Annotated in this window: 10 protein-coding genes; 7 read left to right on the top strand and 3 right to left on the bottom strand. The window is 40.1% G+C overall.

What is annotated here, in order from left to right; translation table 11 throughout:
* Positions 1 to 6 precede the first annotated feature (6 nt).
* Complete coding sequence (gene pyrC, locus ACGEDC_RS04855) at positions 7 to 1,044, bottom strand: dihydroorotase (protein WP_299570173.1); 1,038 nt, start codon at positions 1,042 to 1,044, stop codon at positions 7 to 9.
* 350 nt (positions 1,045 to 1,394) lie between these two features.
* Here pyrC and ACGEDC_RS04860 point away from each other — a divergent pair, with 350 nt between their 5' ends.
* The 5 genes from ACGEDC_RS04860 to ACGEDC_RS04880 all read left to right on the top strand — a co-directional run bounded on the left by ACGEDC_RS04860 (position 1,395) and on the right by ACGEDC_RS04880 (position 6,179).
* On the top strand, positions 1,395 to 2,450 hold the full coding sequence (locus tag ACGEDC_RS04860) for a PQQ-dependent sugar dehydrogenase (RefSeq protein WP_394496820.1): 1,056 nt from the start codon (positions 1,395 to 1,397) through the stop codon (positions 2,448 to 2,450).
* A gap of 64 nt (positions 2,451 to 2,514) precedes the next feature.
* Positions 2,515 to 3,693: a BamA/TamA family outer membrane protein gene (locus tag ACGEDC_RS04865; protein WP_394496822.1), complete on the top strand. Its 1,179-nt coding sequence runs from the start codon at positions 2,515 to 2,517 to the stop codon at positions 3,691 to 3,693.
* A gap of 150 nt (positions 3,694 to 3,843) precedes the next feature.
* Positions 3,844 to 4,878, top strand: a complete 1,035-nt coding sequence (locus ACGEDC_RS04870) for a hypothetical protein (protein ID WP_394496824.1) — start codon at positions 3,844 to 3,846, stop codon at positions 4,876 to 4,878.
* A 149-nt stretch (positions 4,879 to 5,027) separates the two neighbouring features.
* Positions 5,028 to 5,606, top strand: a complete 579-nt coding sequence (locus ACGEDC_RS04875) for a hypothetical protein (protein WP_394496826.1) — start codon at positions 5,028 to 5,030, stop codon at positions 5,604 to 5,606.
* 225 nt (positions 5,607 to 5,831) lie between these two features.
* Entirely contained in the window at positions 5,832 to 6,179 is a 348-nt protein-coding gene (locus ACGEDC_RS04880; RefSeq protein ID WP_394496828.1) for a hypothetical protein, read from the top strand.
* Between the two features lie 750 nt (positions 6,180 to 6,929).
* Here the strand turns inward: ACGEDC_RS04880 and ACGEDC_RS04885 are convergent.
* Complete coding sequence (locus ACGEDC_RS04885; RefSeq protein ID WP_394496830.1) at positions 6,930 to 7,460, bottom strand: hypothetical protein; 531 nt, start codon at positions 7,458 to 7,460, stop codon at positions 6,930 to 6,932.
* Between the two features lie 12 nt (positions 7,461 to 7,472).
* Positions 7,473 to 8,693, bottom strand: coding sequence for a S1 family peptidase (locus ACGEDC_RS04890; protein ID WP_394496832.1), 1,221 nt, complete (start codon positions 8,691 to 8,693; stop codon positions 7,473 to 7,475).
* A gap of 812 nt (positions 8,694 to 9,505) precedes the next feature.
* On the opposite strand from ACGEDC_RS04890, the gene ACGEDC_RS04895 reads away from it, so the two are divergent.
* Together ACGEDC_RS04895 and ACGEDC_RS04900 are read left to right on the top strand one after the other, a co-directional pair.
* Entirely contained in the window at positions 9,506 to 9,766 is a 261-nt protein-coding gene (locus ACGEDC_RS04895; RefSeq protein ID WP_394496834.1) for a hypothetical protein, read from the top strand.
* Positions 9,767 to 10,662: 896 nt separating this feature from the next.
* Entirely contained in the window at positions 10,663 to 11,505 is an 843-nt protein-coding gene (locus ACGEDC_RS04900) for a TIR domain-containing protein (protein ID WP_394496836.1), read from the top strand.
* Positions 11,506 to 11,588 lie beyond the last annotated feature (83 nt).

The raw sequence follows: 11,588 nt of genomic DNA on the forward strand, positions 1-11,588 counted from the left end.
CAGATCTTAAGCTGTTTTCACTTTCCAGTTAACCGTTTCGCCCGCAAAGAATGGCACGATTGGGTTATCGTTCGGCAAGATGATTTGCTCTGGCACAGTCCAACTTTCTTTCACTAGTGTCACTGTACCAGTGTTACGTGGTAGGCCGTAAAAGTCGGCACCATGGAAGCTGGCAAAACCTTCTAATTTATCCAGCGCGCCTAAGTCATCAAATACTTGTGCGTATAGCTCTAGTGCACTCCATGCACTGTAACAACCTGCACAGCCACACGCTGATTCTTTACGGTGCTTTTCATGTGGCGCAGAATCTGTACCTAAGAAAAACTTGCTTGAACCCGTTGCCACTGCAGCTTGCAATGCTTGCTGATGAATATTGCGCTTAAGCACTGGTAAGCAGAAGTTATGTGGGCGCACGCCGCCTACCAATAGGTCGTTACGGTTTAACAATAAATGCTGCGGGGTAATCGTCGCAGCAATATTGTTTGGCGCATCAGCAACAAACTCAGCCGCGTCTTTAGTAGTGATGTGCTCGAATACCACTTTAAGGTTTGGCATCGCCGCAACAATGCGCGCCATGTAGCGATCGATAAATACCTTTTCGCGATCGAAAATATCAATGTGCGACTCAGTCACTTCACCATGAACCAGCAATAACATGCCTTGCTCGGCCATGACTTCAAAAATCGGAAATAACGCATCCAATGCTTTCACTGCTGCATCAGAGTTAGTCGTAGCACCAGCAGGATAAAGCTTTGCTGCAACCACACCTGCCGCTTTAGCATCGATGATGTCTTGGGCTGTGGTGTTATTGGTTAAAAACAATGTCATTAATGGCTCGAATGAACTGCCAGCAGGACGAGCCGCTAAAATACGCTCACGGTAAGCAGACACCATTGTCGCATCGGTTACTGGTGGCACTAGATTTGGCATCACAATCGCACGTTTAAATAAGCGAGCAGTCGCCGGAACCGTTTCTTCTAACATGTCTCCATCACGGAAATGTAAGTGCCAATCGTCAGGCGTAGTAATAGTGATTTGCGTCATTTAGGGTTCCTAAAAAGTCGATTGCGGATAATTGGGCGCTATTGTGCCTCAAAAGCGGTTTTCTTAATAGATGCAATCCTTAAACGCTGAGTTTTACAGAGACAAAAAAGCCCCCTTATTTCACTTCCTTATCTAACGAGATCCGCTAATATAGAGTTTGTTTTTTAATCATTTTATAACAATAGTCTTGATAATGACGCCACTATGATTGAATTGAATAGTTTGGCTTAAATAGCTTGGATTGGATTAAATAGATTGAGTTGGCTTTTTTTAGCACAGGGATGAATAACATGAACAATATATCCGTTTTGGTTAAATCAATAATATGCGGCTTAGGGCTTAACCTGAGCATGTCAGTTACAGCCTACGCCCTACCGTTAGAAAAAATTAAATTGCCTGATGGCTTTAGCATTGAGCTGTATGCCGATAATGTTAAAAACGCCCGCCAAATGGCTTTAGGCGACAATGGCACCTTATTTGTGGGCAGTCGCCGCGCTGGTAATGTTTACGCACTTATTGATAGCAATAAAGATAACCGAGCTGACCAGCAAATTCTCCTTGCTAAAGACTTATTCTTACCATCAGGCCTTGCCTTTCATAATGGTGACTTATATGTCGCCGAAGTCGATAAAATTTGGCGCTATAACGATATCGAAACCAGTTTACCCACTATCCCAAAGCCAGAACTTGTTTACGATAAATTGCCAAATAAAGCCCATCACGGCTGGAAGAGCATCAAATTCGGCCCCGACGGTAAGCTTTATATCCCTATCGGCGCACCTTGTAATGTGTGTGATGATCCCCTGCCATACTCGTCAATTTTAAAACTCGATGTCGATACCAAACAAACCACCACTGTCGCCCAAGGCGTGCGTAACAGTGTCGGGTTTGATTTTCATCCCAAGACGGGTGAGCTATGGTTTACTGATAATGGCCGCGACATGATGGGTGATGACTTACCTGACGACGAGTTAAACCGAGTTAGCCAAGAAGGTCAGCATTTTGGTTTCCCTTACGTTCATAACGCTGATATTAAAGACCCTGAATTTTATGATGCAGAAAAAGCCAAACTCAATACACCGCCTGAACTCAACCTTGGTGCTCACGTGGCCGCATTAGGAATGGAGTTTTATCTTGGAAAGCAGTTCCCTGCTGAGTATCAAGGCAATATTTTTATCGCCCAACACGGCTCTTGGAACCGCAGCAGTAAAGTAGGCTACCGTGTGATGCAGGTGGTGCTTGATGGTAACAAAGTTAAAGATTACCTGCCGTTTGCCACCGGCTGGCTGCAAGGCGAACAAAGTTGGGGGCGACCTGTTGCCGTGCTTACAATGCCTGATGGAGCATTATTGGTGTCAGATGATGCGGCCGATGCCATTTATCGTATCAGCTATCAACCAGACTAATTATCCAAATACTTGAACCATAACATTGTTATGACTATCGTTGCGCTATAGGGAAATCACTACGATGAAATCGACGTTTCGCCTTGCTATTGCAAGCTCGCTGTTACTTGGACGTACCGCATTGGCCAGCACTAGTTTTATTGACCCCATTGACGGCTATTTTGATGCTGGCGAATACCTTGCTGAAAATGCTTATGGTTTTCTTCCTGTACCTAGCATCATTACTGAACCCTCAGTTGGCACAGGGCTCTTACTTATGGGCATTTTCCTGCATGAAAGTCCTGAGCAAACCGCCAAGCGTCAGCAAGTAGCCAAAGACTCGGTTGATGGCGGCGCCCAATTGCTAACCCCAGGTATTTCAGCAGCAGGCATTGGCGCAACTGATAATGGCTCAAAGTTCGGATTTTTAGGCCATAGAGAAACATGGCAACAAGATCATATTCGCTACCTTATCGGTGGCGGCTACGGTGATGTGAATATGAACTTTTACAGCCAATCAGACTTTGCTCAAGACATAGCCTTAGACTTGAATATGCAAGGCTATGGTCTCATGCAAAAACTGCAGTTTAGATTATTCGACAGCCCATTATTTTTAGGTGTCACCCAAAAATACGCCAAGGTGGATTTAGCAAGCAACAAAGAGCTATCACTACTGCCGCCTGAGTTAGTTGACAGGCTCACCGACATACTTGACCCATCGCCAGCAGTTTCATCCCTTGGCGCCGTGTTGCAATACGACAGTCTTAATAACTTTTTTATGCCCACCAAAGGCTATGACTACACCATCGAATACGACTGGTTTAATACCGCAATAGGCAGCGACTATGATTACCAAACGATTAAAGCCACCGGCATTAATTACTGGCCAATGACACAATCCGTCACCCTTGGGCTCAAACTTAATTATCAAACCATCAGCAGCGATACTCGCCTGCCCGTCTTTACCTATCCCTATATTGAAATGCGAGGTATCCCGCGAAACCGCTATCAAGGTGAAGCAGTCTCAACAGGTGAAGTTGAGCTAATGTGGCGAATAACTCCACGCTGGATGGTACTGTCGTTTGTGGGTAGCGGCCTTGCTGGCGACAGTAATAGTGATATGTGGGACAGCGACGAGCAAACCGCCTATGGCGCTGGTTTTCGTTACACCATCGCCCGTCGATATGGGCTGCATATGGGAATTGATGTAGCAAAAGGCCCTGAAGATACCGCATGGTATATCAATGTCGGTACGGGGTTTTAAAAGGTCGCCTTTTGCACATCGAATTACATAATCAATTAATCATTAAAGACATTTCGAATATCATCGCTTAGCTGTTAACATAATGGCATCAATCAAGAAAAGGGAATTATCTAAGGCTTCGCTCAGTGAGGTCTTTTAAATGGATTTAAAATGAAAAAACTACTCACTTTATTGTTAGTGTTATTGCCGTTTGCCACTCAAGCTGACTTTGATACTAAAGACACCATCTACGTTGACTTACTCACCAGCAAAAACCTACAAGAAGTAAAATTAGGTGCAAAAGCTTTGCACCACAGCTTGCCTGAAAATGTTCAGCTATGGGATTTAGCTGCCTTTACACTTTGGTCAATGAACCAAAATGGCGATAAAGAAGATGATGAATTTGACGACACAATATCATGGTTAGCAAAAGCTATTGGTGAAAGCCAAAATGCAAGGTATCGGACACTGTTAACCGAACAAAATAGCAATGAAGCTTCACGAAAGGTGAAGAAGTATTTCAAAAGTGCAATTAGAAACTTAACCAAAGAAGACCTTCCGCAGTTTAGAGCTCAAGAATTTAATCTTGAAACAATTAACGTTATTAACGCCACCACGACCCCAACCTTAAAAAAGTTTGATCAAATAGCACAAGGAGACAGCTTAGATTCTGTAATAGAAAAACTAGGTAAACCGGATGGTGTAGGGCAGTATATTCGCAGCTACAGAAGGCCCTTCATTGGTCGCCAAACCTTTCAAAACTTACGTTTATCTTACATCAACCTTGGCTCCATGGAGTTAAAGTACGAAAAAAACCATTGGATCGTTGATTTAAAGTCTAAACAAACTAGCGTTGATATTTCAGACATTGCGCCAGAATACCGAGACTTGTTATCTCGCCTTGTAAGCAACGATGTCACCCAAATTCGCACCGCTGCACGAGAGGCAATTAAGCTTCCATTAACGGATACAGCAACGTTGGATCATGTTGCCCAATACATATGGGATAACCAGCAAACAGAGGATTCAGATTTTGCTGACTCACTCGCTTGGCTTTGTAAAGTATTAAGCAAGAGTCAAAATGGTCGCTACAAAGAAATGCTTAGTACACTGGCTCAAAAACCTTTGCACAGTAAAATTACTCGCTACGCAGCAAACACTGCGAAAGCATTAAATGGTACGCAACCTTTTTTACGCCAAAGGTAACGATAAAAGCGTCTAAAAGCAGCTCGACAACTAACCTATAGGTAGTCGCTTACTCTTCACTTTAAACAGAAATGGGTGAGCCATGCTGTCAGCTAGCAATGCTGGCTTTACCCAGTTTGAATATGCAGTTTTAATCAGAAATCATATAAATGGTCAATAAAAATCAACAGGACACACTTGCTTTTACCTCTATTGCTGAAGCCACTCGTTACTTTACAAATCAGCAAAATGCCTTGAAACTGGAAGAGATAATTAACTCTAACAATCTAAACTTAAGTGATTTTCGCCTTGATGCTCACAAGAGATTAGACAAGCTGGAACAGCTATTAGCGCAATACAAACACTATTACGCTCAAGTTATCACAGGTTCTAGCAAAGAAATGTTAAGCATCATTTCTGAGCTAGATAAAGTCAGTTTTCAAACAGCGTTAGACTCAAGCGCTACCACTCTGAATCAAAAAATATTTGAACAAGGGTTATTCTTTAAAGCCAGAGAGTCTTGGATTTACAATACAAGAACAATGCTGAATATCCTTGAAAATAATCAGCAACACTTCACCTATGACGGTGACACTTTCGAATGCGATAACGATGAGTTACTAACCCAATTTAATACCTGTGTCGCAGCAATGGATAAAGCGGCCGATTTTGAAGCTGAATTTTTAAAAAATAAAAGAAACAGTGTATTAAATGGTCTTAAAAAAATCTGGGCACTGATTAAGGCTTAAAAAGCCTCACTCTATCCTGCTTCGCAAAGACATAATTAGAATTCGTTTAAAATATGCTGGTTAATGTCCGTAACAGCAAAAACTTTACTTCAGTGTTTAAATCGAATTCGAAACCATAGCCTCAATGTATTTTATTGGTATGGCATAAATGACATTAGGGCCTCGAGTATTGATTACAAAGTAGGTATAAACGACTGACTAGCAAACTCAACACAGGAGGGATAAATGCCCCACGTAGAAGTTAAATATTCTGATAATCTCAATATCAACCCACAAGCTATCTTTGATGATATAGAAGAGTCCATTAATCAAAAAGACGCCAGTGCTGGCGTCTGTAAATCAAGAGCCTACCCTTGCGCTGAATATAAGCATACCCATATTCTAGTTACCGTATCCTTACTTACTAAGCCGCATCGAGATGAACAATTCACATTGGAATTAAGTGCTGAGATTGAATCTGCGATTAAACGTCATCTGCAACAAAGCCTATATTTTTCACTAAATATTGAATACAGCGGCGCGTATTACACGACGAATGTTCATCAAGTTGATGATGATACTTTAGTTTACTAACACTTGTATGGTTTACTAAGCAGGATAATGAAAACCAAATCTTCAGCTGGTTTTAGGGCACCACTGCCGTTTATTCGCCTTTGTTATAAAGACTAATCTAGGTTTAGATTGGATTTTATTTTCCCGCTAGATAATAAGTAGTAATACATATATTCAAAAATTAAAGGGAGTATTAGTAAGATAAACGGCACTAAAGCGATGATAACTATGCTGACAACATCCACCGATGCGCCTAACATAGTCAGTAATACAGGCAGTGCAATCAGACATAAAAAGAGGATTAAGTAGGCACAAATAATTCCAGCCAGCGTGCCATAACTCGATCTAATTTTTTCTGGGCAGTTACCACATTTTACATTCGCAGGGTTTATGCTTTTCAGCATATCTAAAAACCTAAACTTGGTATTACAGCTTTTACAACTAGACATATTTTTCTCGATATTATCGGCAAGATAATCAATTCAAACTACAGACATTGGGAATAATGAAGCGCTTATTCATAAGCTCTCTTAATACAGAAAACCCATTCAGCTTGATTCTCATATAAACCCCAAACGAAACAAGATAGACCTGATGAGCATTAACCTATGTTTCATGTCGGTATTTACTTACCAAAACAATTTAATTCCATTAAAAATTGATCAACTAAATATAGCTTCTAAAAATTATTGAAAATTTCTGCTCACACTCTCTAAATAAAACAAAGGGCGTGAATAAACACACCCTTTATTTAACTGCTGAATTTAACGATTATTCAGCAAAGTAGTAATCATACTCTTCAACCAATGCTTTAAGCTCAGCATTGTTTTCCATATCACTTAGAAAGGTATCAGTAGTTGAAATAGCCCAGGTTAATGCTTCACCATCTAAACCGTACAAACCTTTATCAGAATGAATATTGGTAGCCTCAGTAAAGTTTTCACGATACTCGGCAGATGCAATCACTTCATTTTGTACTTTGATTTCATAACTCAATACAAAGTCGTTATTGGTCACAACGGGTAAAATACCTAAAGAACCACCAGCTAAAATTGCCGATGTAAACCCTGCAGCAGAACCACCGGCAGTGTTTTCCATTCGATAAGTAATAAATAAACGGATAGGAGTACCAATATTTTCTTTATCTAATTTAGCCAATAATGGACTGGCTTTTAATTTTTCGTAAAACTCTTCTGAGTCAACCAAGCTCACATAATGTAAAGCGGGTAATTCCATTTCTTCAGCTTGCAGTTGCGACATAAAGCTAAGCAAAATAAAAATAGTGATAATAACTTGCTTCATAATGATTCCTTTCTATTGATAGCAGCTAAGTTGGACAACTGAGTTCAGTGCTGCCTCATTTGCAATGGAAATATGTCCATTTTCATTTGGCTCAACTAAAACATGCGGCACATTGTGTTTATCTAAAAATCTAGCCGCATATTTGGCTTCTAAGGCGAAATTCACATTCTGGGGTAATACGCCTGATTCGATCAATTTAGTTGAATTAAGTGTGCTCACTGTTATCCCTAATAACTCGCCACCATCAGATACTACAGGGCCGCCACTTGAACCAGGTTGAATAGGTGCAGAAAATTGAAACAGTCCAACCGACCCTTTTAATGCACTTCGAGAGCTAATGTTGCCTCGTGTTAAATTTGGCGACGCTGCAAGTAAACCTTGAAGAGGATACCCAACATTGGTAACCGACTCGCCTAAATACATATTTTTATCCTGTCTAAAAGGTAAAAAATTATTGATTGATTTATCTGTATTTATCACAGCTAAATCTAATAAAGTCGATTTTGCTTCAGTAGTTACATCGATGAGCTCATCCCCAACTTTAGCTTGAACCACTAAACAGTTATTAAGGACATGTGCAGCCGTTAACAGCTGACCATTACTATTGATGTAAAAACCAGTGCCACTACTAAAAGGCTTTTCAAGGTTAGCTAGTTGTTTAACGTTGGCATCTTGCATTTTTAAGGTTGACGCATATTTTTCTTGTGTTGGTTTTAGCTTATTAAGCACGTCGACCAGCATCAGCTGAGTGGCACGTAAACTAGCATTATAAAAACCTGTACCGTCAGACACATTGCCTAAAGAGGCCTTGTATTCTTTTTCTCCTTTACGGATCTCTTTTTGTTCTCCATCAAACACGCGATAATTAATTGTCATAAGGGCTTTGCCATTACTGAATGTCCACTTGGGATCAATATCAATTAAAAGCCCGACCTGTTGTTCACTAGCTAGATCTAGCGGCTTCGCACTTGGGAAGTAAGCTTGAATAGCATTTTGAACGCCATCTTTTACTCCTTGACCAGGATCAACCCAAACATTCCACTGCTCTAGATAAAAACGATGTTCAGTCGATGATTTAGGTAGGTAAAAAGCCACCTGTGTTTGATTTGGAATCTCGACAGATTTATTAACCGCAACGCCTTTAGGCAATTTGTTAGCTTTGATCTTGGTGCTCTGACAGCCCGCAGCTACGACACAAACCGTCAGTAGCATGAGGAGAGACGATAACTTCATGTTGTTCCCTTAACATCAATTAATAAGAGTCTATGCTCTTTTTAAACGTTTAACGTGAATTTAGCTGCAACTGGACCAGCTTAAGCTAATTAGCACATTCTAACGCTTGCTTTAGAAGGCTCATTCATTTTATAACAAAATAAAATCACCCAAATCATTAACTTAAATTTATCATCTGGCTAACGCGATTCACAGCGAAATTTACTCTGCATACTTATATAAGACACTAAATCCATAAAAATAGCCTATCCACGCTGATAATCGGCTTAATGCGGTTTTTCTAGTAAATCTCATTGGTAGAATTAAATCGCATTTGAAAAACAAGTTGGATTAACACCGTGGGTTATTACGCCACTCGCAACCCAAAGGGAGTGAACTGCGACTAACTAGTTTCATTTCCGTAGGCGATTTTCCGTTTATTTCCAAACTTCGTTTGGGTTAAGAGCAAAGTCGTGGTGCTTCGCCCTGACCAGATCAAAAGTGAGTTATCAGTAACTCACTCTAACTTTCTGCGAAGAACTACGCCGACTCAAGCAAACAGTTAAAACCCAAAGTGAGTCTTGAATAAATTGATAAAACATCGATTTTGTTAGTCCCCATTCATCAAAATCAATTTAAACCCATCAGTAACAATTTCATACACTTACAGTAAAAAAGTTGTGAGTAAACGCAAATTTTACACATTCAAAACCAAATACAATTTATCCTTTATTCAACAACTTAAATTAGCAAACTCTCAATTAAGCTTTTAATACTATCCAATTTATCAGTAGTAAATTGAGACTAAATTTCATTTTATAAGGACGTATCCTGTGAAAAAATCAATCCTATTATCAATCGCTTTACTTTCACTAACAGCATGTTCTGACGGTCAAACAGGTCAGGCTTGTTTAGGTGAAAACAATAGCTCACTGGTAGAGGGGCTCGATGGTCAATGTAAAGCGGGTGACGCGATTGCAACAAAATACCCATCCTATTTCTGTGACTTTAACTATGCTGTCGCCTATAACGATTATAATTCAGCAATGTGCATTTACAGTGGTAAAGAGAAAGATGAGAGAACAAAAGACTAATACGTAACTCTTCAGGTTTCGCAGCTAGTTTTATTTCCAAACTTCGTTTGGATTAAGGTCAACGTCGTGGCGCTTCGCCCACACCAGACTAAAAGGGAGTGAACTGCGACTCCCTCTTACTTTTTGCGAAGAGCTATACCCCGCAGCTCCGGCGAAATTTAAACAGCAAAATTTCCAACGGAGAATCATCCAGCGTTAACCTTCTTTTGCAGCCTGCTTCGGCAAGCTGCGACTTTGCTTTATTGAAGCTCTAACGCTTACGATGGGGCGTCCCTTCCCCTCGAAAGCTAGCTGGAATCTTAAGTGCAGGATGCACTAAATGCCTTGCAGCACATGGATGTGCGAGAAAGGCCATGTCTGGACTCACGTAATTTCTTGCTTACCTCAATTCAAATTGAACATTCATAGAAGATCAAAAGCATAATAAATAGAGATAAAATCAACTTCCTGACAATTAGAAACAACAAGAGAATTTGCAGGCTCAATATTCCCCATTGAAATTGCTGAAATGCGTTGAAGAAAATAGCGTAAGCCTGACAGGACGTCAGGCTAGCTTTCGTTTGGCCATGGATGGCCGATCGGAAGCGTTAGCTATTTTCGAATAAGCATGAGGCTTGCTCGCTTTTAAGAGCAATTTCGTAGGGGCGGCAAGGGATATCGAAAAGGGAAATGCTGTTGTTTCCCTTTCGTCGGGTGTGGGCGAAGCGCCACGACTTTTACAACCACGATGGTTAATATTGTATCTAAATAAACTGAGATAGCTCTATATAGCACGCACAACAAATATCATGTAAGCTAATAAATTAATTATGAAAAATAGAGTGTCTGTAACGACTAAGGTTTAAGAGCATTATTCATGCTTCAACCAATTCGTTCCATTAATTCACGGAGTAAAAATGAGAAAACCACGTGTATTTATAGGCTCATCTGTTGAAAGCTTACATATAGCAGATGGAATTGCGGAAAACTTGGAATATGAAGCTGAAGTTACAATATGGCGTAATGGTACATTCAAACTCTCGAGTAATGCTCTAGATGATCTAATACAAAAATCAAAAAATATTGATTTCTCTATTTTCATTTTCTCACCAGATGATTTAGCTGTAATGCGCTCTCGAGAACAATACATTGTTCGTGATAATGTTGTTTTTGAACTGGGTTTATTCATTGGCTCTATTGGTAAGGAGCGTTGCTATATAGTAAAACCCAGAGGTGTAGATCTTCACTTTCCAAGTGATTTGTTAGGTATCAACCCCACAGATTACGATCCTCAAAGGTCAGATAACGATCTTGTTTCTGCACTAAACTATGCATCAACTCAAATAAAACGAGAAATCACATCAAAAGGGATTTTATCTCTAGCTGTTCAGCAACAAAAACAGCAAATAAATATCAATGAGAGTTTAGCGTCAATATCTGATGCAGACCTACTTGTAATGGGAGCATTGCTGGAGAGTATGAATGAACAGGTTACAGGTTGCCCTAGCTGGTCGCTAATAAGTGAACTTAAAAATATTGGTATGAGTGGTCCTAAACTTCAATTAACAATAATTAAACTCGAACGGAATGCACTAATTCAACGGACAAATGACGTTGATTACAATGGTGATGAAGGCTTCTTTTACTCTTTGACAGATTATGGTGTAGACATTTGTTTGAAGAATGAAGAAAAAATTGAAAGTCTATTTTCCCAACCAAAAGTCTCATGGAACAAACCGCAACCACAGCAGTATAAATAAGTAATAAAGTATAGCTCTTATAACTAAATATATTCACCCAACAAAAATCACCCACAAAAAAACCAGCCTTGCGGCTGGTTTTT

Origin of the sequence: Shewanella sp. ENK2, assembly GCF_043568515.1 — a bacterium.
Classification (GTDB): Bacteria; Pseudomonadota; Gammaproteobacteria; order Enterobacterales; family Shewanellaceae; genus Shewanella; species Shewanella japonica.